A 25,012-nucleotide genomic window follows, 5' to 3' on the forward strand; every position below is an offset into this window, starting at 1 on the left:
TTGCTGAAAGTGGTTGAATGAAATGCCTTATGCTATTCGGGAAGTGCAGGCAGGGTAAGACTTTTAGCTATCTTTGAGGCAGGAAACTGTTGCGGTGTTTCGTGTCTACTATGATGCACTGTTGAGGTAGTTCATTTTTTAGTGTATTGATAATTTATATAACGATTGTAATATTTAGATTTTGATGAGCCAGACAACCATAAAAATACAATGTAAAGAAATTTTGAAGGCAGGTTATTTTAAAGCTGCTGGCATACTGCTTTTGCTTTCGGTTATGGTGCATCCCGCTATTGCCAATGAAACGGAAATAGCTTCCGGAACGCCTTTTTGGGTTTGGACCTTCCTGGGAAGATTACATCCCCTGGTTGTACATTTTCCTATTGGGCTGTTAGTTGTAGCCTGGTTACTGGAATTATTGGTTTGGAAAAGAAAATCGAATGATTTTGGTCCTGCCATCAGGGTGTTGATGGTTATTGGAACGATTTCATCTGTTATATCGGTTGCGTTTGGGTTGCTGCTCATTAATACGGAAGAATACGGGGGAGATATACTGCCCATCCACCAATGGACCGGAATTGCCACTATGGTGCTGGCGGCTATCACCACCTATACCTATTTCAAAAGATCACGGCGTATACAAAAGGTATTCCTTACGCTAACGGTAGCGGGCGTAACGGTGGCCGGGCACTATGGCGCATCCTTAACGCATGGCGAAGATTATTTGACCAGTGTATTGCCATCTTCCCAACCCGCTAATGCGGTTAACCAGCCCACATTTGTACTGGCTAATCAAACAGGCCCCTTAAGTGAAACACAGATACAGGAATTAAACCTGCAGATCCGTACCATTTTTGCGCATAGCTGCACCAATTGCCATGGAGAGGCTAAGCAAAAAGGGGATTTAAGGCTTGATTCAAAAGAAGCTATTTTCAAAGGAGGGGAAGATGGACCTGCGCTTGTAGCCGGCAGCCCTGAAACAAGTGAACTGGTAAGAAGGATTAAGTTGCCCCGTAATCATAAGGAAGCCATGCCTTCCAAGGGAAAGGGGCTCACTCCGCAGGAGATAGCTACTATTGAATACTGGATAAAACAGGGTGCGCCATGGCCTACGGGCGATTTAAAAAGTATTTACCGTGTGGCCGCACTGGAACCCCGCATGCCTGAAATTCCTGCCGCTACGGGCGATCTAACGAGCCCCGTTGATCTTTTTGTAAACGACTATTTTAAAAAGCATAAAATTGAATGGAACAAAAAAGTAGACGACCGCACGTATATACGTAGGGTGTACTTAGATGTAATTGGCCTGGTGCCTGCTGCTGATTCGGTAGACGCTTTTATCAGTGACAGCCGGCCAAATAAACGGGAAGTATTGGTAAGCAACCTGCTTAGCCGTAACAACGATTACGCCCAGCACTGGCTTACTTTCTGGAACGATGCGTTGCGCAATGATTACAGCGGTACCGGTTATATAACAGGTGGCCGTTATGATATTACAGCGTGGTTATACAATTCCCTGCGTGATAATAAACCCTATAATACTTTTGTAAAGGAGCTGATCAGTCCTGATGAAAAATCAAAAGGTTTTATAGCAGGTATTAAATGGCGTGGTACCATTAATTCCAGCCAGCGAACAGAAATGCAGGCGGCGCAAAACGTTTCGCAGGTTTTCCTTGGTCTCAATTTGAAATGCGCATCCTGTCACGACAGCTTTGTGAGCGACTGGAAACTGGAAGATTCTTACGCGTTTGCCAATGTATTTGCCGAGAGCCCCCTGGAGATTAACCGTTGTGATAAGCCTACGGGCAAAATGGCGCCTACCCGCATATTGTACAAACAATTGGGAGAAATAGACTCCAACGCCATTCCACAGGAGAAATTGAAGCAACTGGCCGATTACTTGGTACAGCCTAAAGATGGAAGATTGTACCGCACCCTTGTTAACCGGATGTGGGCGCAACTAATGGGGCGCGGCATTGTGGAGCCTGTGGATGTAATGGACAATGAACCCTGGAGCCAGGATTTGTTAGACTGGCTTGCGTCTAACTTTGTGGAAACCGGTTATGATGTAAAAAAGCTTATCTATAAAATTATTACTTCCAAAACCTATCAACTACCGTCGGTAGGCATAAAGGAAGCGGAGCTGATTGTTGCACCCGATTATACATTTACAGGCATGCTACGCAGACGGCTAACCGCAGAACAGTTTACCGATGCGGTAAGTAAATCCATTCAGCCCGTATATGGCGACAGCGCTATTGTGTATAAATTGTTGCCGGAAGATATTAAAGCCGCGATTCCTTTTCCCCGGGCGTCGCTGGTTAAAAATGATGCTTATCTTACGGCGTTGGGCCGCCCTAACCGCGAAACCGTTTCCACCGGCCGCTTGTCGCAGGCTAACCTGCTGCAGGCGCTTGAGCTTACCAATGGCGACAGGTTCAATAATGCAGTAGCGCGTGCCGCGGAAAAATGGAAGCAGGCATACCCCGACCCTCAAAAAATGGTAACTGAAATATACCGGAACACGTTGGGGAGGCCGCCGGCAGCAGATGAGCAGTTGGTGGCGCTGAAAGCGTTGGGCAAAACACCCACTGAGGCAGCAGTGCAGGACTTTTTGTGGGCGATGACCCTGCATCCCGAATTTCAGTTGATCTATTAGGAATGTTTTGCAGGAAAGGAGGGATGATGATTTTGTATAAATGAAAGATGCCACCGGTACAACTGTTGAAGTGATTGCGACGCAACAAAGATGCCATGAAATACAGAAGCCGGTATCTTAAAAAAATAACTAAAACGATTTGAATACTCCATTTAAAATATGCAGATAATGAAAGCCAATTGGAACAGGAGAGAATTTATTAAAAAGTCCGGCGCGGCAACGCTTGCTGCTTTGGCGGCAGGTGCACCGGTATCCAGCCTGTTAACCGGGTGCGGAAAAGGTAGAAAGATAGCGGCGGATACCAGCGCCGACACGGTTATATTATTGTGGTTAGCCGGCGGCATGGCACATACCGAAACTTTTGACCCCAAAAGATATACGCCCTACGAAAACGGGCTGGAAGGCAACCGGGTGCTGAGTACCTTTGAATCTTTTCCTACTGCTTTAGAAGGCATCCGGTTTTCCGACGGGCTGCAGTCTGTTGGCAGTGTAATGGATAAAGGCACTTTGATCAGGTCGTACGTAGCTGCCGACATGGGGCACATCCTTCATTCCAGGCACCAGTACCACTGGCATACCTGCTATGAACCGCCTCAAACCGTTGCCGCTCCGCATATGGGCGCATGGATAGCTAAAGAGCTGGGTCCCAAGAACCCGGTGATCCCCGCGTTCATTGATATAGGGCAACGGATGACCGTTGGCGAATCGGAAGAATTAAAAGCTTTTCATACTGCCGGTTTTCTGGGTAATGAATTTGGTCCGTTTTTAATCCCCGATCCCAGCCAGGGACTGGAGAGTGTTCGTCCGCCCGTAGGGATGGATGCCAAGCGCTTTGAGAAACGCAACCAGTTGTATAACGACCTGATCAGCAAAAGTGCGATAGGCGACCTGGGGAGCGATTACCAGAAAGAATCCCTTAAAAGATCTATGGAGCAGGCCTATATGCTGCTCAATTCGCCCGAGGCGAAGGCATTTGACCTGAGCTTAGAACCCAAAGAAGTGTATGATGTGTATAATACAGGTCGTTTTGGTTTGGGTTGTTTGCTGGCAAGGCGGCTTACCGAGCAGGGCGCCAGGTTCATTAGCGTTACCACGGAATATGAACCGTTTATGGGATTTGACACCCACGAAAACGGTCACACGCGTATGGTGGGTATGAAGAAAATGGTAGATGGCCCCATTGCGCAATTAGTAAAAGACCTGGATAAGAGCGGTCATCTTGACCGCACCCTGATCATTGTAGCCAGTGAGTTCAGCCGGGATATGATGGTGGAAGGGCGGCCCGATGCTAAAGTACAGGAGCAGGTAAACCAGCCCGACATTTTGAACGATATGAAGTTCTATGGCATGCATCGTCACTTTACGGATGGCTGCTCAATGCTGATGTTTGGCGGTGGCATTAAGAAAGGATTTGTATACGGCAAAACAGCCGATGAACGGCCGTGTAAAACCATTGAGAATCCTATAAAGATTGACCAGGTGCATCAAACCATTTATCATACCCTGGGCATTCCACCTGATACTAATTACGAAGTGGAGAAAAGGCCTTTTTATACCACACCCGATGGCGATGGAAAAATAGTAGAGGATTTGCTGATTAAGGTGTAGGGATTATTTTTTAAACCCGATCCTTTCCCTGTCATCCCATGTACGTTGAGCCGCTTTTTCATCCAGCAGGTTTTCGATGCTGTCGTAAACCTGCCTGCGGTAGGCAGGTCTGGCTGAGCTGCACATCGTGCCCGGTTATGCGTTCCTGTATTAAGCGTAATTGCTCCTTTATATCAGTTTGCTGTAACAATATCCGGCGCACTTCTATAAAGGCCCTCATTATGGCAATGTTCATGTTTATCGCCCGGTCGCTATTCAGTATGCCACTTAACATGGCTACTCCCTGCTCGGTGAAGGCATAAGGTAAGGCAGTTTTTGAACGGTGTTTTTGTGAACCGGTCACAATTTGTGACCAGTTGCTTCCAATGCTTTGTATCTCAACATCTTGTCCTATTGCCAGAGTCTTCAACCTATTCCATTCCGCCCGGGTAAGCTGAAACATAAAATCAGCAGGAAAACGCTTTATATTCCGCTTTACGGCCTGGTTAAAAACCTTTGTTTCTACCTCGTATAATCCGGCAAGGTCAAAGTCAAGCATTATACGCTCGCCTCGTACTTCGTAAATCCTGTTTTATTCAAACTTTACTTCAGGTAGCGCATTCACAATATCCACCGTTTGTACGCTTACATTGATGATGCTTAAAAGCAAATCTAAAATATAGCGTGGCTGGTTGTGTTCGGTAGCCCAGTCGTTGGGATTGTTGGTGATGCCGCTTTCCTTATGCGTGGTTATTTGGTAGCGTTCCATGATCCATTCAATGGCGGATTTGCCGTTGACCATAATTCATGCAGGAGTATTATTCTTTGCATGGGATATTGCTATAGTTAATTTGAAAATTAGAACTATTTCGACTGACCATGGGTGTCTCACGCCGTACTTCAATTTATACAAAAGATTCTTTCCTGTTCCTCGATTTCCTTTCCCAATACCCGACCGGTTTATGAAGGGTTAATTGACTTGAAATGTTTGATGAGCAAGACCTCCGGCCCCAAATCAAATTGATTTTGAGATTTGGCAGATAATTTATATTCTTGTACAACCATTACTCTATGAGAATTCGTAACTTTGCACTCCTCAAACAAACTTTATGGACAAAGCAACAAAAAAGCAAAAGCCCAAAAACTTTGAAAAGGAATATAACAAAGTCATGAAAGGGTTTCAGGCGCCTGTTTATCATGGTAATCAGCAACAATGGGCTGCACCGGGAGACTTTTTTGTGAAATTTTCAATGTACAGGGAAACCTCTTCGGGAGCTACGTCCTCCAACACCATCTACATAAGCCAGTAGCTACATGCCTAATTGGAAAGAAGTATTAGCAGAAATTCAAGATGAAAATAAGAAGGGTAATAAATCTTCCCTTGATACAGTTCGGAGAAAATACCTAACTAAAATCAGTGAAAAGACAGGAAGAAATGTAATTGCTTATTATTCCGGCTGGCTTCAGGGACGAAATCCTGCAGATGTAATAGTAAATGATAAAGACAAGAATGCTTTTATGGTCAATATACATAAACTTGACCGGAAAAAAGGACTTGATCTCATTTTACATACACCAGGCGGTGATCTGGCAGCCACTGAAAGTATAGTAGATTATTTGCATTCTATATTTGGAAAAGATATCCGGGCAATCATTCCTCAAATATCAATGTCTGCCGGAACGCTTATAGCGTTATCCTGTAAGGAAATAATGATGGGTAAACAATCCAACCTGGGACCGATTGACCCGCAAATGGGAGGAGTTGCATGTCAGGCTGTTCTTGATGAGTTTGAGCAGGCAAAAAAAGACATAAGAGCTAATCCCAGTTCAGCACCTTTATGGCAGGTGATTATATCAAAGTATCATCCGACCTTTTTGGGGGGCTGTCAACATGCCATTGATTGGTCTGAAAAGTTAGCTGAAGATTGGCTTACCCGGAATATGTGTGGTGGAGATGGCGCTAAAGCAAAAAAGATATTAAAGGAGTTTAGCGATCATAAAACACAAAAATCCCATGCAAGGCACATATCAAAAGCAAAGTGTTCAGATATTGGCGTTTCGATAATTGATATGGAAGCTGATAATGAATTACAGGATCATATTCTTACAACACACCATGCCTTTATGCATACTTTTTCGCAATCTAGGGCATCGAAAATAGTAGAAAACCAGATAGGTGTTGCTTATATAGAAAACGAAGCAGTACAGATGGCTATGCCGATTCAACTTCCTGGAGGGCAAAAATAACCATAGCCAAGGTGGTTGGCTGCTTCACTTCAGTAATTCACTCAAACCTCACCTTCGGAAGCCCCTCCATAATATCTACCGTTTGCACACTTACATTGACGATGCTTAAAAGCAAATCTAAAATATAGCGTGGTTGGTTGTGTTCGGTAGCCCAGTCATTAGGATTGTTGGTGATGCCGCTTTCCTTATGCGTGGTTATTTGGTAGCGTTCCATGATCCATTCAATGGCGGATTTTCCGTTTACCACGTATTCATAGGCTTTTGCAGGAATGTTGGAAACCGTGATCCGGCTGTTGTAAATGATGGTATTCTTCTGGCCCTTTTTTGGAAAACGCATTTTCTCTACCATATAAGATTCGCTGTCATCCCCCTCCACTTTTACGTCAGGGTAAGGAGCTACCGATTCGTAATTCAAATGCAGCTCCGCTAATTGTCTGCCTGCCTTGCTGAACGCCCAGAAATCTTTCACCGGTTCCACCAGTGGTAACCGCGGCAGCATTTTCTTTAGATCGTTGGCAAAGGTTTCCCGGTACTGCCTGCTGTGCAGGAAGCCGTATACATAATAGAAAATATCTTCTTTGGTAAGCCCCTCCCCGGCCCTCCCCGAAGGGGAGGGAGCCTTTAAACCATATTGCTTTCTGGCTCTTTCAAAAATGAAATCGCTGATGGCATCCCTACGGGTATATTGCTGTCCGCTGTCTTCGTCAAATAGTCCTTTTTGGATGGCGTTGTTTTCTTCGTAGTAGTAGAGAGGGAAAGCCTGTGTATCGCCATTAAAATGTAAATCTGGTATTTTATTTGTAATTATGATCGAACCATCTTTAAATGTTTGAGATACACAAATCACCAAATTTTTGAGAGAAGGATTTGGAAAAAACTCTTCAAATTGCCCACGTCTATGTATCATTTTATTGCCACGATAAACGTATTGTTTAATGTAAGGACGATAAATTCCAATCTCAATTTTGTCACTTTCAAAAAGTATCTTTTCACCCTTATCAAATTTTGCAACCAGACTGCTTGTCCAACTCAGTTTAGTAGGATCTGTATTGATAAAGTCAGTTGCTCTAACATTTTCTGATTTTCTTTTTGTAGCTGTATGTCTATCAATTTCGCTGTTATAAAATGCAATTGAAGAATTTATTTTAATTGAAAGTGTTTCTTTTGATGAATTATAAATCCACGCATCACGCCCTGTTTCCAATCCTCTTGAATTTACAACAAACCAGGATTGTGCTTTTACTTCAAATTTCCTTTCTGAATCAATAGCTATAAACGTACTAAAGCTATCACTCCTCAAACTAATCCAATCTCCATGCTCATTTGGTTGCAGTGATTTTAAGAGTAGCCTTGAATTTGCAAAGGTTTTGAAGTCGTGTATGATCTTCAGTTTTTCTTCCCTGCCCAGGTAGTCTCCAATATCGCGGTAATGAATAGCCGCTTTATCTGCACTTGCTGCCGGGTTTTTAACCAGTAAGGTAATGGCGATGGGTGTCCGGCTGCCTATACCAAATACGTTACCTGCTTCTTTTTGTCTTAACTCTCCACTTGTACGCGCATTGCCTCTTAAATTAAACACATAGATGGATGTAAATTCTTTTTCAATGGATTTACGAAACCCATCAGCACTATTACCATCTAACCAGGCTCCGTTTGAAACAAAACATATGATGCCGCCATTTTTATCCAAACGGTCGGTACTCCAACGGAAAGCTTTAATGTAACTATCGTACAAAGAGTTTTTGTTGGTGGCTTGTGTTTCCTTAGCGTAGGTGTTGGCAATTCGTTGGTTCAGCTTTTCATAAGTTTGGTTTTGGGCATTGTCGTTCGCAGAGTTTTGACCCACTGAATAAGGCGGATTCCCCATAATAATTTTCAGCGGGGCTTTCTTTTGCCGCTGCACCCTTTCGGAGTTTTGAGGAAACATTTCAGAAAACAACTTTTCGCCGTCTTCAGTTTCACCCAGTTGAAAGGTATCGGTTAAGCAAATTCCCTGGAATGCTTTATAAATCCCATTCGTTTTTCCCGGGGGAGCATCAGGAAGAATGATGTCGTGATATGCATTTTCAATGTTTACCGCTGCAATATAATAGGCCAATAAAACAATTTCGTTGCAATGAATTTCATGGTTGTATTTGCGCTCCATATCTTCTTTCCGGATCAGCCCGCTTTGCAATAAGCGGGTAATGAAGGTGCCGGTGCCCGTAAAGGGATCAAGGATATGTACGTTTTCGTCTGAGATGCTACGGTTAAATTCTTTTTGTAAAATATCGCTTACCGAATGAATAATGAAATCCACTACTTCAATAGGCGTGTACACAATGCCCAATCTTTCCACCATTTTTGGGAACGCGGTTTTAAAGAACTTGTCGTACAGCTCAATGATAATGCGCTGCTTTCCTTCCGCGTTGTCAATGCCGGAGGCCCTTGTTTTTACGGATGCATAAAACTTTTCAAGAACCAGGGCATCTTTTTCCAGCGACTGCTCTTCCAGCAGGTCCAGCATTTTTTGCATAGACTGGCTTACCGGGTTGTTGCGTACAAACGAATAGTTTTCAAACAGCGCATCAAATACAGGCCGGGTAATAATATGCTGCGAAAGCATTTCTATGGCTTCCGCCTGTGTAATGGAAGTATTGATGTTTTTATGCAGCCCTTTTAAGAAATTATCAAATGCCTGGTGGTGCCTGTTGTCTTCATTAATGATTTTCGTTATCCGTTCCGTTTGCCGTTGTGCAATTTCAGCTACTGATCTTGCCCATTGTTCCCAATACCTCCGGTCGCCTACTTTTTGCACCAGCCTTGCAAACATTACGCTTTGCAGTTGCTCAAACTGCAAGCTCATTTGCTGGCTTATGCTCCTGGTATTATAAGGCGCTTCATCTTCGTTTACCATAGACGCCATGCCATCATTATCAAATGTATATTCAGGTCTGCCAACAAGGATATTATTGGGTTTCTTTTTATTCAGTTCTATTTTGTTGATCGTTGCGTTAAAACGGTCGTCGTGTGCACGAAGGGCATTCAGCACGGTCCATACCACTTTATAGCGTGCGTTATCATCCAATGCGCTTGCCGCGTCTACATCGGACGGAACAACAACCGGTATAATGATATAACCATATTTTTTCCCCGGCGCCTTCCGCATTACACGCCCAACAGATTGCACCACATCTACCTGTGAGTTGCGTGCCGAAAGGAACATCACCGCGTCAAGAGACGGCACATCCACACCTTCGCTCAGGCAGCGCACATTGGTAAGCACACGGCATTCATTGCCACTGCTGTCTGCTTTCAGCCAGCTTAATAATTCATCTCTTTGAGGGGCGGCCATTGTACCATCAATATGTTTGGATGCAACCGATACCATTTGCCCTTTTTTTTCATAGGGTAATGCATCAAGGTAAACATCTGCGGTGCTGTTATAGGTAGCGGTAATCTTTTTTGAAACGGCAATGCTTGAACAGAAGGCAACCGCTCTGCGCATGGGTTCCGGGTCGCTGGATTGTATTACTCCTTCATCACCGAGAATTTTTTTCGACAAGGCATTGATACAGCCGATCAGCTTTGAAGCGTCATCGGTATTGATCTCACTTTTTTTATCGGCAATGATATCCTGCACGGCAGGCGGTATATCTTTATCGCTAAGGGTAAGGATCAGCACTTTGTAATCGCTGAGCAAATCTTTTTCCACTGCTTCGCCAAAACCTATCCGGTAAATTTCTTTCCCGTATAACTGCTCGTCATCCATAGAGCACAAAACTGCCTCCGCCTGCGCCGCTTTGCTTTTTGTATCGTCGCTGTACAGTCGTGGGGTGGCGGTCATGTACAGCCGCTTCCCCGCTTTGATGAAATCATTGTCATGCACTTTGGTAAAGGCCGATTCATCTTCATCAGACAGGGTTACACCTGTGGTTCTGTGCGCTTCGTCACAAATGATCAAGTCAAATTCGCCAAACCCCTTTTTGATCATTTCTTTCTGCGCTTCGGCTATTACTTTAATGGACTGATAGGTAGAAAACACTACCGTCATTCCCGCCGGGGGATGGGTGCGGATATGGTTGAATTGCCGGAGAATATCTTCCTTATTGGTAGATGCGGGTAAAGCCAGGTCTACAACACTGAAGGTATCGCTGTCATCATTCTTCGTTTTCTTTCTGGAGATTTCCGGATCAGAACAAATACAAATGGCATGTATTGGTTCATTGGCATCCGCCGACCATTCACGGAGGGTTTGTCCTAATAAGGCAATAGAAGGAACTAAAAATAAAACCAGGCCTTTGCCATTGGTTTCATTTTCAGCAATACGCAATGAGTTAAAAGTTTTACCGGTTCCGCAAGCCATAATAAGCTGACCCCGGTCGGCAGTTTTGAAATATGTATGTGTACTATTAAGCGCTTCTTTCTGGTGTGGGCGCAACGATTTTTTGGGTGCACGCGAGGCATCGCCATGAATTCCTTTATCTAATTTTTCCCAGTCAACCGGCGCTTCCTGTAAATCGTGGAGATTGAGCCTGGTTACCGCAGGATGCTGGTTCCGGATAGCTTCCGTTGCATTCGGCCCCCATTTGTTGCTTGTTGAGATCCAAAGCCGGTGGGAGAAGCCGATTGTCTGCAAGTCTTCACTTTTAAACTTCCTGCCCGATGTAGACAGAAAGCTGTCAACCGCGGGTTTGTCAATTACCGCATTTTCCTGGAAGCATTTGCATTGTATGGCCCAATAATCACCATCAAGGGTTTGAGCAACCAGGTCAATACCTGTGTCGCTTCCGCCCAAATCATTCCTGCCATGAAATTCATTCCAAAGCCATACTTTCTTTAAACGGTTGGAATATTGGGGATCGGTAAGCAGGTATGCCTGCATTAATCTTTCAAATCGTTCGCCTTTATCTTTCTCTGAAAAAGAAACCTTGCGGTACTTGTTAAGGAGTGTATTAAAAGTCATTCGGATTGCTGATGTTGGGTTTGGTTTACTGGATTTCGTTCAGTTACAGTTTGTGTCGTAAAAAAAACAAAAATATACTTTAAAGATAGTTTATCAACTTTAAAGAAATATAAAGGTTGTTAAAGGAAAAAATCTATACCTGCGTGAAGGGAAATTTGTGAGGTGAAGTACAAAATAGGATACCGGATAAGAAAGCTGCGGGAAAGCAAGGATTACAGCCAGCAAAATATGGCGGGAGAATTAGGTATTTCTACCAGCGCTTATTCCAAAATAGAAACAGGTAAAACTGATCCTTCGATTGGAAGGATTGAAGAAATAGCAGCAATTCTTGATGTAGATGTCTCCTATTTTTTTCAGGATGAGAACGTAGAAAGCAAAGTAAAAGATCCCAATAAAGCTTACGGTTTTGCCACTAAAAGCGATATGGAAGAATTGATGTTACTGATCAATGGCTTAAAAAGGGAAGTTGAAAATTTAAAAGCGCGTTTTCAAAACTTTAAAATTACCAAAGGGAAGAAAGTATAAGATCATACCTGTTATTGCTTTACGGCGGAAATGCTTAATAGTGTGAGGCTGCTGAGCTTGTTTCCTCTACCATCAAATACCTTGTGCTTCTTCCTCCTTCCGAACCTTTCATTAGTATGCCTTTTGCAACGAGGTCATTAATATCACGTACAGCGGTATCCGTAGAGCTGCCGGTGATCTTTGCCCAGTTGGAAGAAGTGATATGACCCTGGTAGCCGTCAAGTATTTTATTCAGCATGGTTTGCTGCCGGGTATTCAGGGAAAGTCCCATGTGCTTTTTCCAGAATGCTGCTTTCTGCATTACCATCGAGAGTTCATCCTTACTGGCATCCATTGCCCTACCCAGGCATTGCAGAAACCATTCCAGCCAGGCGGTAATATCTATTGAGCCTTTTTGAGTGGTTTCAAGCGTATGGTAGTACCGGTTACGTTCTTTACGGATCTGTGCAGACATGCTGTAGAACCGCAATCCCGATCCGTCTGACCTGGCAAGCTGCAGGTCAGTGATGGCGCGGGCAATACGCCCGTTACCGTCGTCGAAAGGATGTATGGTTACAAACCAAAGATGAGCGATAGCGGCTTTGAGCAGCATGTCCATATCATTACTGTCATCGAACCATTGCAGGAAGCCAAACATTTCATCAGGAACCAAAGCTGCATCCGGGGCCTGGAAATGCACTTTCTCCCTTCCCATCATGCCTGAGATTACCTGCATGGGTTGCTGCGGAGGATTGTTGCGCCAGTGGCCGGTTACAATAGGTGTAATGCCACTTCTGCCGGTAGGAAAAAGTGCCGCATGCCAGTTGAACAATCGCTCTGATGTGAGTGGCTGCCCGTAATGTGTGGTCGCATCGAGCATCATATCCACAATGCCTTCCACGTGCCGATCTGCAGGAGCAATACCGCCGGCTTCTAATCCAAGCCTTCTCGCCACAGATGAGCGTACCTGTGCTGTGTCGAGTATTTCGCCTTCAATTTCACTTGATTTTACAATATCAAGCGTTACTGTCTGGAGGTTCGCTTCTTCCTGCAAAGCAAAACCCAGGGACCACATGCGACCAAGCAGCCAGGCTTGTTTAACCCTCAGCTCAGCCAGCAAAGGAGCAATAACGGCTGTATCCCACCTGAAATGCGGCCATTCGTTTAACTGGTAAATATAATTTGCAACTCTTTGCATTTGCGGTAAATATAAGGTTTATTTACCGCATAATTTATTATTTGCCGTATATTTTGCGGTGAATAAAGGTAACCAATAAAGTGCTAAAAAGAATTGGTACTAACATGGAGTTAAACAAAAAACTGACCTGTCGTGTTTAGTGTCGTCATAGTAAGCTGGAACGGGTACCTCTGTTCTGTCTTATTGCCGCTCTTCTATCGTAAAATAGTCATACACCGATTTGCCGTTTTGGTCTTTATAATTTTTCAGGCTTTCAGGTGTGAAAGTGGAGAAGGGGTTTAAAAGATATATTTTATTTCCGGGCATTTGCACTTTTGCGCTCAGGTTGGTGCTTTGTATAGCATCGCCGGTTCGGTAATGTATTTGACCATCTGTCCACACTTCAATCGTTGTTTTGGTGCTGTTGTTTTTAAATTTCCGGGTAAACTGTTCGTCTGTTCCGTATACCAGCGCTACAATCTGCAGGTTTCTGTATCCCTGGTTTAAGGGTACTTTATTTTTTATAACGAGCCACTCCCTGCTGAAAAATGAAGCGAAGTATTTGAAATCAGCTTCTGAGAACTTTTCAGGGCTAACATACAACACAGCAAGGTTTTGAGCTGTATCATCATACCCGTTTTTATAGGTATAGCTATTGCTGTCTAATATTACATGAGGCGCCTGTTCATAGATGGCTAAATGATAAGGATAGCCTTTACTTGTGGTTTTATCATCAATGGAAAGTGCAGACAAGCCGTCAACAGAAAGCTCCTGGGAATACACTTTGCTGAAAATTTGATTTCTGATCAGGTTAACAAAGCGATATGACCTGCCTTCAAAGCTCCCCTGGTATTGCGTTTCTTTTGATGTACATCCGAATAGCATTATACTTATGATTATGGCTATAAAAACTTTGTTGCGCATATTGAAAAATTTATCTTCCATATTATAAGCGCCTTTTTTTAAGCTTTTGGAACCCGGCATTTATTCTCTTTTGTTCTTTAAGCAGGTAACTACCTGTGTGCGATGCAGCCTTATTTCTGCTATTTACCTGGTAAATCAATTTTCCGTTTTCGAAATAGCTTCTGGCTTCAATGATGGTTGATCTGTTAAAGTCAAAAGCTTCGGTATCATTTTCTGCTTTCATGGCCGCAGAATCATAATAAATGGGGCGGTTGTAGCGATAGGTTTTTTCAAGCATAAAAGAAAGCGCTCCATTTAACAGGTAATATTCATCTGTTTGCCGGTAAGTTTCCCCGAGGTATTTAGCCGTAATTTTTTCCAGTTGCCCGTTTAAATAATATAGTAGCGCCTCACTTCCTTCCAGCGCTTCTCCCGGGTTTGTTGTATCCACCTTTGTCCAATGGGTAATGGCGTTTATTCTCTTGAAATTCTCCCGCACAGGCCTCAGCCTTTCATCCATGGTATCTGTGAGCGTCCTGTCCTTTTCATTTATCATCGTTATTACAGCAGCCGTATCCTGCCTTGCACTATCCATTGCAGACGCTGCTGAAATGGGCTGGTCATCAGCTTCTTGCTGTGAATTAGTTTCACATCCGGCCATAACTGTTATGCATAAAACAAGTAAACGATATTTTAGTTTTATTTTTATTGTATTAGTTTTTTTGTTTGGGAATGATTTCAAACACCACTTCAATCGTTTCTCCTTTGGTATTCCTGAATGTGTATAGTTCTTCGGACGTTAATCCGTTATTTTGGGTGTTGCTATCCAAATAAAGTTTTTTTCCCGGCATTTGCACCACGGCTGAAAGCCCGCTATACACTTCATCTCTGTTTCCCTCACGCGGCATCAATCTTACCCGGCCATCGTTGTATACGCGTAAGATCATTTTTTTGTTCCCGTGCATCCCTTCAAATTCCTTTACAAAATCATCCGCTGCGCCATGCACTAAGCCGATGATGTGTTCTTTGATATAAGGGTACTCCTTGTTTACTGTACTTTCTATTTCCCTCCATTTACTCCTGAAAAGATCCGCATAAGCCTCAAAGCTTTTTTCATCATATTTATCTTTGGAAAAATACAGCATGGTAGGCGTTACCGGCTGGCGGCTTATTGCTTCGTTGTGGTACTGTGCGGTGTCATCATCTAAATAATAGCGGGTGGCATTTCCAAAAATATCATCGCTGTAAGGACGTCCGCGCAGATCGGTGGTAAGCGCATCAATCATAACAGGATGTAAATTACCCAATTGCAGGCGCCAGGTAATCGTGTTGCTAACCGGTCCTTTTGCGTTGATGCTTTTCAGTACTACTTTGTTTTCCTTGTAGCTGCTTTCATAGGCAATGCTTTCTTCTTTGCACGAAAAAAGCTGCAATATTGAAAATATACCCATAGCTGTTGTAAGTATTGATTTTGTTGTAAACATTATGCCATGTTTAAAATATCACCTGTAACGTATTATTTTTATCCGTATTTGTAAAATCTAACCAGCCAAAAAAGTAGTTATTGCATTAAAATAAACTCTAAAAATGGATGTAAAGTACATTACCGATGAGGTTTTTAATTTTTTAGACCGAACCGCATTGCCCCGGATACTGGATATGTTTGGAAGCGAAGCTTTTGCCGGGGAAAAACAACGGCTGAGAACGCAGGAACCCAATCCCCACCAATGGATTGAGCGGCAGGCGGCATTGCAAAAAGAGCAAAATGCACAGGTGGCAGATCTGACAAGATCATTGCTGAGCGCTTCTTTGCCGGGAATATTGCCTGAGGCATCGCTGTGGTTTAAAGGTGATGGAAGGCCTGCGAATGAATTGTTATGGGTGGTGAGCCCGTTTGAATTTGCATTGATGGCTCCCGCTACCGTAAGTATTGCATTACAGCAGGCAGACGATTTGCTGATGGGCATTTTGTGCACGGTTACGGAAACGGAGGTTTCCATAACTACCGGGGAGAAGGATGACGGATCCTGGACGGAAGACCGGAAATTGACGGTCAATCAGCATACCCTCTCGTCAGCCAGTGCCAATATGCAGTTTATGCTTACAGGAAATAAATTGCCCGAGAACTGCTCGGGCCGGTTGCTCAGCCTTAGAAAGCAATATGCAATCAGCACCATGACCAACAACCGCTCTGAAAATATAAGCCATTATATGAACAGTGTGGCTAATGGAAGTATTGATTTTTGCCTGGGGTTTAATTTCAGCTACCACGATATTGCCGCCGCTATCTGTATTGTGGAGCAGGCGGGTGGAATCGTTACTGATTTTTCGGGCGGCAGGAAAAAATTGTATTCCGGTGAATCTTTCTTTTGTAGTAATAAAGCAATTCACCGGCAGTTTATGGATCTGCTGAGCAGTTCCTGAGGAGCTGGTTAAGCAACCGGCAACGGCTTATGGTAGCCAAAGCACTGATAAAGAGTAAGAAATACGATCATACACGCATCAGCCGTTTTTTATACTTTCTGAAACAGTTTTTGTATATTAGAGGCAAGGCCCAAGTAGTTGCCAACCTGGTTAATGCAGGGAAGTTTACCATTTCTGAAATTGCTAATTTCTCCAATGTACCGGAGGCTTTCGTAAGAAAGGTAAAGAGAGGACTGAAGAAATAAAAGTTGTTTGCAAATATTTCTAATTATACTGAGGCTGCGGCCTCTTTTTATTTTCCGTATTGTTTAAAAATAGTTGCGCTGCTACGGCAATGAAAAATAGGTTAGTATATTTTATCGGAAAGCATCTCTCTGTTTTCATGAAACCGTTTTTCTTCTCCCTTGCCCTGCTTTGTTCATTATACAGTTGTTCGCCCGTAAGTAACATGATATTAAACGGGCAAAGCGATTATAAAATCTTTGTATCCGGCACTGCTTCCCGGCCTGAAAAGCACGCTGCAGAGGAGTTGCAGCAATACTTATTCAGGATAACCGGCTGCAACCTGCCCGTTACCCATGAGGTAAATCTGCAGGATAAGTATATATATGTGGGTTTTAGCGAAGCGCCTGCATCACTGCTGGCCAATATCAATCCACAGGAATTTGGTAACGAAGCATATATCATTCGCTCCGATGGGCAACACCTGCTGATAGCGGGCGGACAGCCGCGCGGTACATTATACGGAGTGATAGGCTATCTGTCGGATCACTTAGGCTGCCGCTGGTATACGAAGGATGTGATGAAAATTCCGGAAAGAAAGCGCATCCCGCTTCCTGATAAAGACGACCGCCAGCAGCCGGCATTTGAATACCGCGAAGCCTGGTACAATGAAGCCTATAATGCAACCTGGGCAATGCACAACCGCTTAAACCCCAGCATGCAGCCTGTTCCTGATTCACTCGGCGGCAGTTACATTTCCTACCCTTTTGTGCATACATTTTATAATATGGTTTCACCGGAAAAATATTTCGGGCAGCATCCGGAATATTTTTCGGAGGTAAATGGCAAACGTGCCGGTAAAGATGCGCAGCTTTGTTTAACCAATCCTGAAGTGGCGAAAATTGCTTCGGCAACCGTATTAAGCTGGATCAGGGAACACCCCGAAGCCAGCATATTTGCCGTTGATCAGAATGATGGCATGGGTTATTGCGAATGTGCCGGCTGTAAGGCGCTCGATGATGCGGAAGGAAGCCATGCCGGCACGCTGCTGCATTTTGTGAACCAGGTGGCCGGAGCTGTAGCAAAGGCTTATCCTAACGTGAAGCTGCAAACGCTGGCGTATGCCTACACCGAAATTCCGCCCAGAACACTTCGTCCGGCCGATAACGTTACCATACGCTTATGTCATTATAATTACTGCTCAGCCCACAAAATAGGGGGATGCAATGATCATAACCCCTTTATAGAAAGGCTGGATCAGTGGCGGGCAATTGCCTCACGCATTACCGTTTGGGATTATTTTACTGATTTCAACCGCTACCTCATGCCGTTCCCCAATTTTGAAGCGATGAAACATGATGTAAAGTTTTATGCCGATCGCGGGGTCAAAGGTTTATTTGCACAGGGCAGCAATATGCCCTCACAGGGGGGTAGCGAATTTTCGACATTGCGGGCGTGGGTATTTGCCCAACTCATGTGGAACCCGCAGCAGGATGCACAGGCATTGATCAATGAATTTGTAAAGAACGTATATGGGGAAGCATCGGGGTATATAAATGCGTATATACAAATGTTACATGACCAGGTGAAGCCCGATTCGGTGTATTTTAGTATCTGGTCGGAGCCGGGAGAAGTAAATTACCTGAACCCGGAAACGATCCGTAAGGCCGACAGCCTGTTTGCCCTTGCCCGCCAGGTGGCGAAAGAAGATGAACAGTTGCTTAAAAGAGTGGATTTGGCTTACCTGCCGGTTTTATTCACCAAATTGTATTTTCATACAATAGGAGGATCCGCTTATGTAAGCAGGGAGGAGGCTCCGGAAGTGCTGGCACAGTTTAAACGCATCACCGGTGAAAACAACATAACGCGTATTGCGGAGGGAGATGAATACGGCAATATGGATAAGTTCATACAGGGGGCTGAGCTCAGCCAGCAATTTTATACCGGCTGGTGGGTAATTGGACCGTTTGATAATGAAAACTTAAAAGGCCTTGTTACTGTTTTTGCACCGGAGAAAGGATTCGATACAGCACGAACCGTTACCGGTAAAAACGGGTTAAATGTGCAATGGAAGCGGTACAGTGATCATACGTCAGGATATATTGATTTTACAAAAATATTTGATCCTTCAGAAAATGTAGTTGCCTATGCGCGGAGAACGGTTGTGACGGACAGCGCAAAAAATGTGCAGTTTGGTATTGGCAGTAATGATGGCGTGCGGGTATGGGTGAACGGCATACTGGTGCTGGACAGGCAGCTTGCCCGCAGGGCGCAGGTAAATGAAGACAGGATCACCGTTCCTTTGCGCAAGGGAGAAAATGACATTCTGGTAAAAGTAGACCAGTTGAAAAGAGGCTGGGGATTTTATTTTACGGAAATTCAGTAACATTTTATAATAAACTAACGTTTTCTCCGTCTCTTTAGCAAAAAGAAAGCAACAGTGAAATGAAGCTGAAGCTAAGTTCACCTTTTTGCAAAGGTGCTGATTAAGCGGTGGAATGCGTAATTTCATTCCTTAATTGGGACTATGCAAAGCAAACGCAGAAAATTTTTGAAGTTAACCGGCCTTACGGGGCTGGGCGTTGCAGGAGGTGGACTGCTAAAAGGGTTTGCCAGCCCGGAAATTTTTTCTGATCAGATTAGCTCACCCTTTTCAAATACCAATAGGATGCTTGCAGAAAAAAATAATGCATTTGATGAAACGCAGCTGAATATGATCGGCCTTTATGGACCATGGGCCGCGGGGTTAACACAAAACCGGTTGCCTGCTTTTTCTTTCCGTAAAAAAGAATGGAAAGATATGGATAGCTGGAGAAAAGCTGCGCGGGCCCGGTTGCAGGAACGGTTAGCCATTCCTGTTATTGAAGGGATACCTGAAGTAAAGGTTAAAAAGCAATATGCGTATGACGGTTTGCATATAGAGGAAATAAGCTGGCAATTGCCATATGGCCGGCCAACAGATGCCATCGTATTGAAACCCCTGAACCAAAAAGGCCGCCTGCCCGGCATCCTGGCTTTTCACGATCATGGCGGCAATAAATACCTGGGCACCCGCAAAATAACCAGAACTTCAGATGAACGCCATCCCGTAGACGTTGCGCATCAGCAGGAATCTTATGAAGGAACTGCCTGGGCCAATGAAATTGCTAAAAGAGGATATGTGGTAATGGTATCGGATGCTTTTCCTTTTGCCAGCCGCAGGGTAATGCTGCAGGATGTACCTGAACGGTTACGTAATGGTTTAAATGACAATAACCCGGAGCAACCTGAAAATATAGAAGCGTATAATAAATGGGCGGGTGAGCACGAGCATATCATGGCTAAATCGTTGTTCAGCGCCGGCACTACCTGGCCGGGTGTATTTTTTGCGGAAGACCGAAAAGCTTTGGATATATTGTGTGCGCGAAAAGATGTGGATGCCGGTCGTATTGGCTGTGGCGGCTTATCGGGTGGCGGTATGCGTACCGTATTCATGGGCGGGTTAGACGAAAGGATCAAATGTGCGGTTTGTGTGGGTTTTATGACTACCTGGAAAGATTTCCTGCTTCATAAATCATTTACACATACCTGGATGACCTATGTGCCCCTGCTACCGAATGAGCTGGATTTCCCTGAAATACTGGGGTTGAGGGCGCCGCTGCCCACTATGGTTTTAAATGATAATGAAGATGAGCTGTATACCCTGCCTGAAATGAAAAGGGCGGATAAAATATTGCAAGAGGTGTATAAAAAAGCAGGTGCGCAAAACCGTTATCAATGTGCTTATTATCCCGGTCCGCACAAATTTGATAAACAAATGCAGGGAGATGCCTTTGCCTGGTTTGACCGGTGGCTGAAAGGGTGAATACTATTTTATGGGTGGTGTTAGTGGTAAACGATGATTTTCTCATAGGTTTAGCCAGACAAAAGTTATATCTTTGACCGATACATGCCAACACTTAATACAATATTAAAAGAAATCAAAAATGTTCCGGTTGACCGGTTGGAAGACCTGTATTCTATAGTCCATTCCTTAAGAGCAAATACCAAGAAATCAAATAACACAGCCAAAAAAATTCTCTCATTTGCAGGTGCTTTCGGAAGCATGCCTGAAAAAGATTACAAGGACTTTCAAAAGCAGACCAAACAGACCCGAAACAATCTTTTCGATAGAGATATAAATCTATGAAGCCCGGACTATTAGATACGGACATTCTTTCTGAATTTTTACGGGGCACCCCTCAAGTGGTAGAAAATGTAGAGATTTATCTGCAATCATACGATGCCATCAATTTCAGCATTATCAGTTACTACGAAATCATGAATGGCTTGTTGTACAAAGACGCCGGAAAGCAATTGAAACGATTCACAGAATTTGCAGAGTTGTGTAAGATACTGCCATTAACTATTAGTGCGACAAGACAGGCTGCTGGAATTTATGCAGACTTAAAAAAGAAAGGTCAACCCATCGGCCACACAGACTGTTTAATTGCTGGTATTGCTTTGACAAGCGACTTGCAATTGGTAACAAATAACACCGATCACTTCAAAAGAGTCAAAGGACTTGAAATAGTGAATTGGTTACGGTAAGACGACTTCCATCTCTCCTGAAAGGACGATAACGTTAAGCATCAGGCGGTTTTATATTTTTGCCTCACAATATCCCAGGCCTGTAATGAGCCAGGGTTCTGTTGGGCATGTAGTAATGTTTTGCGAACTGCGTCTTTTTGCCATTCGGAAATTTCGGCTACGTTTTCTTCAATAATCTCAATAGCTTCTTCTTTTCGCAAATGTTCAATTAAAGAAGCTGCATATGCTTTTTTTATGATTAAGTGCAATATTTCAGACATAGAAGATAGTTCTTTGATTAGACACTTTTATCGGAAACAACCCTTTTTTTTATAGAAAATGCTCAAACAAATCTACAATTTTCTGATGTCTTTCTAAAAAGCTTCTCCCCGGTTTGTTTAAAGTCAGGTTTTCATCTATATTTATCGGACTGCATTCAATGAAAATTACTGTTAGCATGAATATAAAGACTTTCAATTCCCCCCGGCAATTAGGCGAAGCGGCCGGTAAAGATGCTGCGGTTCTGATTCGGGAAGCCATTGAAAAGAATGGCGGCGCTCATATCATCCTGGCCACGGGCGCCAGCCAGTTTGAAACCCTTAACCAATTGATAGCGGAGAAAAGTATTGACTGGAGTAAAGTAATTATGTTTCATCTCGACGAATATATTGGGCTACCGGTAACGCATAATGCCAGTTTTAGAAAATATTTGCAAGAGCGGTTCTTAACGAAGGTGCCACCGCTCAAAGCCGCATATTTAGTAAATGGAGAAACAGATCCGGCAGCCGAATGCGCACGCCTTGGCCAACTGATCACGAAGCATCCTATTGATGTGGCGCTTGTGGGTATTGGTGAGAACGGGCACCTTGCCTTCAATGATCCTCCTGCCGATTTTGAAACCGGCGAACCCTATATTATTGTTGAATTAGACGAGCAGTGCCGCAAACAGCAGATGGGGGAGGGTTGGTTCCCGTTTGTTGAGGATGTGCCCCGCAAGGCCATCAGCATGTCGGTAAAACAGATACTGAAATCAAAACATATTATTTGTTCTGTTCCCGACGGACGGAAAGCCACCGCCGTAAAAAACACGGTGGAGCAGGCGGTAAGCAACCTGTACCCTGCCAGTATATTGCAAACCCATCCGGCTTGTACCTGTTATTTAGACAGGATGTCGGCCGCGCTGCTTTCCAACAATAATTAAACCCTTTCACAAAACAGTTACAATCCGCATCATGAGTACCGCTTTAACCAAAACCGTAGATGTTAGCGCTTTAACCAAACGCGATACCGTCATCTCCATACTGATCATCGGGTTGCTGTTCTTTATTTTCGGGTTTGTTTCATGGATCAACGCTATTCTTATCCCTTACTTTAAAATAGCCTGTGAGCTCACCAATTTTGAATCTTACTTAGTGGCTTTTGCTTTCTATATTTCTTACCTGGTAATGTCGGTACCTTCCTCCTTCCTGTTAAAAAAAATAGGATTCAAAAAAGGCATCATGGTGGGTTTTTGGGTGATGGCGGCAGGCGCTTTTATTTTTTTACCGGCTGCCCTTGCCAGAACCTATGAAATATTTCTCATTGGATTATTTACCATAGGCACGGGACTTTCCATTCTGCAAACGGCGGCCAATCCTTATATTACGGTGTTAGGTCCAAAGGAAAGCGCAGCGCAGCGCATCAGCATCATGGGCATTTGCAATAAAGGTGCCGGCATCCTGGCGCCCCTGTTGTTTGCGGCGGTAATTTTAAAAGCAACCGATACAGAATTGTTCAATGCTATTGGCAGCATGACCGAAGTGGAAAAAAATGCGGCATTAGATGAACTGATCAGAAGGGTAATTGTGCCTTATGCCTGTGTAGGTACTGTTTTAATAGGATTGGGTTTAATGGTGCGGTTTTCCCCGCTTCCCGAGATCAATACGGAAAAGGAAAGCGCTGAGCTGGCATCGGCTAACCTGGGGAAAAAGAATATTTTTCACTTTCCTTATCTTATTCTTGGCGCCGTGGCTATCTTTTTGCATGTTGGCACACAGGTGATCGCTATTGATACCATCATCGGCTATGCCAATTCCATGCAGATCAGCTTGCTTGAAGCGAAAGTGTTTCCATCCTATACACTGTTTGCCACCATTTGCGGCTATATCCTGGGCATTATCTTTATTCCCAGGTACGTAAGCCAGGTAACCGTATTAAAGCTGTGTACGCTCATGGGATTGTTATTTACACTGATGATCATTTTCGCCAGTGGCCAGGTAACGTTTTTGGGACATACCGCAGACATTTCTATATGGTTTATTGTACTGCTCGGGTTGGCCAACTCCATGGTGTGGGCGGGTATATGGCCGCTGGCCTTAGACGGGCTGGGGCGATATACCAAGCTGGGGGCTTCAGTGCTCATCATGGGTTTATGCGGCAACGCTATCCTGCCGCTTTTTTATGGCTCGATGGCCGATGCCTACGATGTTAGAACCGCTTACTGGGTGCTTTTTCCCTGTTACCTCTACCTGATATTCTATGCTTTTTACGGGCATCGTATAAAAAGGTGGACATTATAAACCGGCTCATGCATATTAACTGATTAAAACCGGAATCATGCAGCGATTGAAAATATACAACGGTAAGATCATAACGCCTTCGGGTATTATGGAAAAGGGTTCGGTATTGATTACGGGAGATACGATCACCGCTGTTAGTGAAAATAATATGGAAGCAGGTGATGCGGTTGAAATAGATGCCAAAGGATTATATGTTTCGCCTGGTTTTATTGATATCCATGTGCATGGCGGAGGTGGTCACGATTTTATGGACAATAGTGTGGAAGCTTTTTTGGCCATTGCCGAAACACATGCCCGCTATGGCACAACGGCTATGTGGCCAACCAGTCTTACCAGCCACACGGAGGGGATCCTGAAAACAATAGATACGTACGAAGCGGCGAAAGACAAAAATGTAAATGGCGCACAGTTCCTGGGGCTGCATCTTGAGGGCCCTTATTTTGCCATGAACCAGCGGGGCGCGCAGGACCCGCGCTATATACGCAATCCTGATCCGGAAGAGTATAAAAGAATATTATCGCACTCCGCGTCCATCAAACGCTGGAGCGCCGCCCCCGAACTGGAAGGGGCTATTGAATTTGGAAAATATATACAATCAAGGGGTGTGCTGCCGGCAATAGCGCATACCGACGCCATATATGAAGAAGCATACGAAGCGTTCAGAACGGGATATACACTGGCAACGCATTTGTATTCTGCCATGTCGGGTGTTACCAGGCGCAATGCCTACCGTTATGCCGGTGTAATAGAAGCGGCTTTCCTAACGGATGATATGGATGTGGAGATCATTGCCGATGGCGTTCATTTGCCGGCGCCCCTGCTGAAGCTGGTATATAAAATTAAAGGCGCTGAACGAACGGCATTAATTACAGACGCCATGCGGGCTGCGGGTATGCCTGAGGGTGAGAGTGTGCTGGGCAATATTAACGACGGGCTGAAAGTAATTGTGGAAGACGGCGTGGCCAAGCTGCCCGACCGGAATTCCTTTGCAGGCAGCGTAGCAACGGCCGACCGGCTGGTAAGAACCATGATCAGTATGGCGGAGCTGCCGTTGGAAAAAGCCATACAAATGATCACTGCCACGCCCGCCCGGATAGCGGGAGTAAGCGATAAAAAAGGATCCATAGAAGCAGGTAAGGATGCCGATATTGTATTGTTTGATGAAAGCATCCATGTTACAATGACCATGATAAAAGGAAGGGTCATCTGCCGGCAGACATAGTAAAAGGCAAAGCGCCGGG

General features: G+C 44.2%; 20 protein-coding genes and 1 pseudogene. 12 read left to right on the forward strand and 9 right to left on the reverse strand.

Translation table 11 applies throughout. The annotated features are described in order from the left end of the window. Positions 1-184 precede the first annotated feature (184 nt). Complete coding sequence (locus PLE34_RS09480) at positions 185-2,656, forward strand: DUF1549 domain-containing protein (protein ID WP_324556209.1); 2,472 nt, start codon at positions 185-187, stop codon at positions 2,654-2,656. 168 nt (positions 2,657-2,824) lie between these two features. Then, positions 2,825-4,264 (forward strand): DUF1501 domain-containing protein, encoded by a 1,440-nt coding sequence (locus PLE34_RS09485; protein WP_324556211.1) that lies wholly within the window; start codon positions 2,825-2,827, stop codon positions 4,262-4,264. Positions 4,265-4,267: 3 nt separating this feature from the next. Here PLE34_RS09485 and PLE34_RS09490 read toward each other — a convergent pair whose 3' ends face one another. The 3 genes and pseudogenes from PLE34_RS09490 to PLE34_RS09500 form a co-directional block, all read right to left on the reverse strand. Further along, positions 4,268-4,390: a hypothetical protein gene (locus PLE34_RS09490; RefSeq protein ID WP_324556305.1), complete on the reverse strand. Its 123-nt coding sequence runs from the start codon at positions 4,388-4,390 to the stop codon at positions 4,268-4,270. Between the two features lie 193 nt (positions 4,391-4,583). Further along, a pseudogene (locus tag PLE34_RS09495) lies at positions 4,584-4,802 on the reverse strand (ORF6N domain-containing protein); the annotation flags it as partial. A gap of 33 nt (positions 4,803-4,835) precedes the next feature. Continuing rightward, positions 4,836-5,045 (reverse strand): type ISP restriction/modification enzyme, encoded by a 210-nt coding sequence (locus PLE34_RS09500; protein ID WP_324556213.1) that lies wholly within the window; start codon positions 5,043-5,045, stop codon positions 4,836-4,838. 307 nt (positions 5,046-5,352) lie between these two features. Here PLE34_RS09500 and PLE34_RS09505 point away from each other — a divergent pair, with 307 nt between their 5' ends. Together PLE34_RS09505 and PLE34_RS09510 are read left to right on the forward strand one after the other, a co-directional pair. Further along, on the forward strand, positions 5,353-5,553 hold the full coding sequence (locus PLE34_RS09505) for a hypothetical protein (protein ID WP_324556215.1): 201 nt from the start codon (positions 5,353-5,355) through the stop codon (positions 5,551-5,553). Positions 5,554-5,557: 4 nt separating this feature from the next. Further along, a complete protein-coding gene (locus PLE34_RS09510; protein WP_324556217.1) occupies positions 5,558-6,490 on the forward strand; it encodes an SDH family Clp fold serine proteinase in 933 nt (310 codons plus the stop codon). 37 nt (positions 6,491-6,527) lie between these two features. On the opposite strand, the gene PLE34_RS09515 is transcribed toward PLE34_RS09510, so the two are convergent. Continuing rightward, entirely contained in the window at positions 6,528-11,435 is a 4,908-nt protein-coding gene (locus tag PLE34_RS09515) for a DEAD/DEAH box helicase (RefSeq protein ID WP_324556219.1), read from the reverse strand. A gap of 162 nt (positions 11,436-11,597) precedes the next feature. Between PLE34_RS09515 and PLE34_RS09520 the strand changes: the two genes are divergently transcribed. Next, the gene (locus PLE34_RS09520; RefSeq protein WP_324556221.1) at positions 11,598-11,960 is read left to right on the forward strand and encodes a helix-turn-helix domain-containing protein; all 363 of its coding nucleotides are present in this window, start codon (positions 11,598-11,600) and stop codon (positions 11,958-11,960) included. Positions 11,961-11,994: 34 nt separating this feature from the next. Here PLE34_RS09520 and PLE34_RS09525 read toward each other — a convergent pair whose 3' ends face one another. The 4 genes from PLE34_RS09525 to PLE34_RS09540 all read right to left on the reverse strand — a co-directional run bounded on the left by PLE34_RS09525 (position 11,995) and on the right by PLE34_RS09540 (position 15,503). Beyond that, the gene (locus PLE34_RS09525; RefSeq protein WP_324556223.1) at positions 11,995-13,137 is read right to left on the reverse strand and encodes a Fic family protein; all 1,143 of its coding nucleotides are present in this window, start codon (positions 13,135-13,137) and stop codon (positions 11,995-11,997) included. A gap of 180 nt (positions 13,138-13,317) precedes the next feature. Continuing rightward, the gene (locus PLE34_RS09530) at positions 13,318-14,061 is read right to left on the reverse strand and encodes a hypothetical protein (protein ID WP_324556225.1); all 744 of its coding nucleotides are present in this window, start codon (positions 14,059-14,061) and stop codon (positions 13,318-13,320) included. Between the two features lies 1 nt (position 14,062). Then, positions 14,063-14,680, reverse strand: a complete 618-nt coding sequence (locus PLE34_RS09535; protein WP_324556227.1) for a hypothetical protein — start codon at positions 14,678-14,680, stop codon at positions 14,063-14,065. A 52-nt stretch (positions 14,681-14,732) separates the two neighbouring features. Next, a complete protein-coding gene (locus tag PLE34_RS09540; protein ID WP_324556229.1) occupies positions 14,733-15,503 on the reverse strand; it encodes a hypothetical protein in 771 nt (256 codons plus the stop codon). A 103-nt stretch (positions 15,504-15,606) separates the two neighbouring features. On the opposite strand from PLE34_RS09540, the gene PLE34_RS09545 reads away from it, so the two are divergent. From PLE34_RS09545 to PLE34_RS09560, 4 genes are all read left to right on the forward strand, one after another. Beyond that, positions 15,607-16,443 (forward strand): inositol monophosphatase family protein, encoded by an 837-nt coding sequence (locus PLE34_RS09545; RefSeq protein ID WP_324556231.1) that lies wholly within the window; start codon positions 15,607-15,609, stop codon positions 16,441-16,443. Positions 16,444-16,825: 382 nt separating this feature from the next. Then, positions 16,826-19,051 (forward strand): glycoside hydrolase family 20 protein, encoded by a 2,226-nt coding sequence (locus PLE34_RS09550; RefSeq protein WP_324556233.1) that lies wholly within the window; start codon positions 16,826-16,828, stop codon positions 19,049-19,051. 141 nt (positions 19,052-19,192) lie between these two features. Then, a complete protein-coding gene (locus PLE34_RS09555) occupies positions 19,193-20,509 on the forward strand; it encodes a hypothetical protein (protein ID WP_324556235.1) in 1,317 nt (438 codons plus the stop codon). Positions 20,510-20,829: 320 nt separating this feature from the next. After that, positions 20,830-21,234, forward strand: a complete 405-nt coding sequence (locus PLE34_RS09560) for a type II toxin-antitoxin system VapC family toxin (RefSeq protein ID WP_324556237.1) — start codon at positions 20,830-20,832, stop codon at positions 21,232-21,234. 41 nt (positions 21,235-21,275) lie between these two features. Here the strand turns inward: PLE34_RS09560 and PLE34_RS09565 are convergent, their stop codons facing one another. Further along, a complete protein-coding gene (locus PLE34_RS09565; protein ID WP_324556239.1) occupies positions 21,276-21,494 on the reverse strand; it encodes a hypothetical protein in 219 nt (72 codons plus the stop codon). Between the two features lie 176 nt (positions 21,495-21,670). Here PLE34_RS09565 and PLE34_RS09570 point away from each other — a divergent pair, with 176 nt between their 5' ends. Genes PLE34_RS09570 through nagA form a run of 3 tightly spaced genes read left to right on the forward strand, consistent with a single transcriptional unit; the run spans position 21,671 to position 24,993 of the window. Further along, entirely contained in the window at positions 21,671-22,414 is a 744-nt protein-coding gene (locus PLE34_RS09570; RefSeq protein WP_324556240.1) for a glucosamine-6-phosphate deaminase, read from the forward strand. 31 nt (positions 22,415-22,445) lie between these two features. Further along, positions 22,446-23,771 (forward strand): sugar MFS transporter, encoded by a 1,326-nt coding sequence (locus PLE34_RS09575; RefSeq protein ID WP_324556242.1) that lies wholly within the window; start codon positions 22,446-22,448, stop codon positions 23,769-23,771. Positions 23,772-23,808: 37 nt separating this feature from the next. After that, on the forward strand, positions 23,809-24,993 hold the full coding sequence (gene nagA / locus PLE34_RS09580) for an N-acetylglucosamine-6-phosphate deacetylase (RefSeq protein ID WP_324556244.1): 1,185 nt from the start codon (positions 23,809-23,811) through the stop codon (positions 24,991-24,993). Positions 24,994-25,012 lie beyond the last annotated feature (19 nt).

Source organism: Agriterribacter sp. (genome assembly GCF_035445465.1).
Lineage (GTDB): Bacteria > Bacteroidota > Bacteroidia > Chitinophagales > Chitinophagaceae > Agriterribacter.

Excerpts from the sequence above, each read along its gene's own strand:
- PLE34_RS09480 (WP_324556209.1), top strand. The coding sequence starts at position 185 with ATGAGCCAGACAACCATAAAAATACAATGTAAAGAAATTTTGAAGGCA.
- PLE34_RS09485 (WP_324556211.1), top strand. The coding sequence starts at position 2,825 with ATGAAAGCCAATTGGAACAGGAGAGAATTTATTAAAAAGTCCGGCGCG.
- PLE34_RS09490 (WP_324556305.1), bottom strand. The coding sequence starts at position 4,390 with ATGTGCAGCTCAGCCAGACCTGCCTACCGCAGGCAGGTTTACGACAGC.
- PLE34_RS09500 (WP_324556213.1), bottom strand. The coding sequence starts at position 5,045 with ATGGTCAACGGCAAATCCGCCATTGAATGGATCATGGAACGCTACCAA.
- PLE34_RS09505 (WP_324556215.1), top strand. The coding sequence starts at position 5,353 with ATGGACAAAGCAACAAAAAAGCAAAAGCCCAAAAACTTTGAAAAGGAA.
- PLE34_RS09510 (WP_324556217.1), top strand. The coding sequence starts at position 5,558 with ATGCCTAATTGGAAAGAAGTATTAGCAGAAATTCAAGATGAAAATAAG.
- PLE34_RS09515 (WP_324556219.1), bottom strand. The coding sequence starts at position 11,435 with ATGACTTTTAATACACTCCTTAACAAGTACCGCAAGGTTTCTTTTTCA.
- PLE34_RS09525 (WP_324556223.1), bottom strand. The coding sequence starts at position 13,137 with ATGCAAAGAGTTGCAAATTATATTTACCAGTTAAACGAATGGCCGCAT.
- PLE34_RS09530 (WP_324556225.1), bottom strand. The coding sequence starts at position 14,061 with ATGGAAGATAAATTTTTCAATATGCGCAACAAAGTTTTTATAGCCATA.
- PLE34_RS09535 (WP_324556227.1), bottom strand. The coding sequence starts at position 14,680 with ATGGCCGGATGTGAAACTAATTCACAGCAAGAAGCTGATGACCAGCCC.
- PLE34_RS09540 (WP_324556229.1), bottom strand. The coding sequence starts at position 15,503 with ATGTTTACAACAAAATCAATACTTACAACAGCTATGGGTATATTTTCA.
- PLE34_RS09545 (WP_324556231.1), top strand. The coding sequence starts at position 15,607 with ATGGATGTAAAGTACATTACCGATGAGGTTTTTAATTTTTTAGACCGA.
- PLE34_RS09550 (WP_324556233.1), top strand. The coding sequence starts at position 16,826 with ATGAAACCGTTTTTCTTCTCCCTTGCCCTGCTTTGTTCATTATACAGT.
- PLE34_RS09555 (WP_324556235.1), top strand. The coding sequence starts at position 19,193 with ATGCAAAGCAAACGCAGAAAATTTTTGAAGTTAACCGGCCTTACGGGG.
- PLE34_RS09560 (WP_324556237.1), top strand. The coding sequence starts at position 20,830 with ATGAAGCCCGGACTATTAGATACGGACATTCTTTCTGAATTTTTACGG.
- PLE34_RS09565 (WP_324556239.1), bottom strand. The coding sequence starts at position 21,494 with ATGTCTGAAATATTGCACTTAATCATAAAAAAAGCATATGCAGCTTCT.
- PLE34_RS09570 (WP_324556240.1), top strand. The coding sequence starts at position 21,671 with ATGAATATAAAGACTTTCAATTCCCCCCGGCAATTAGGCGAAGCGGCC.
- PLE34_RS09575 (WP_324556242.1), top strand. The coding sequence starts at position 22,446 with ATGAGTACCGCTTTAACCAAAACCGTAGATGTTAGCGCTTTAACCAAA.
- nagA (WP_324556244.1), top strand. The coding sequence starts at position 23,809 with ATGCAGCGATTGAAAATATACAACGGTAAGATCATAACGCCTTCGGGT.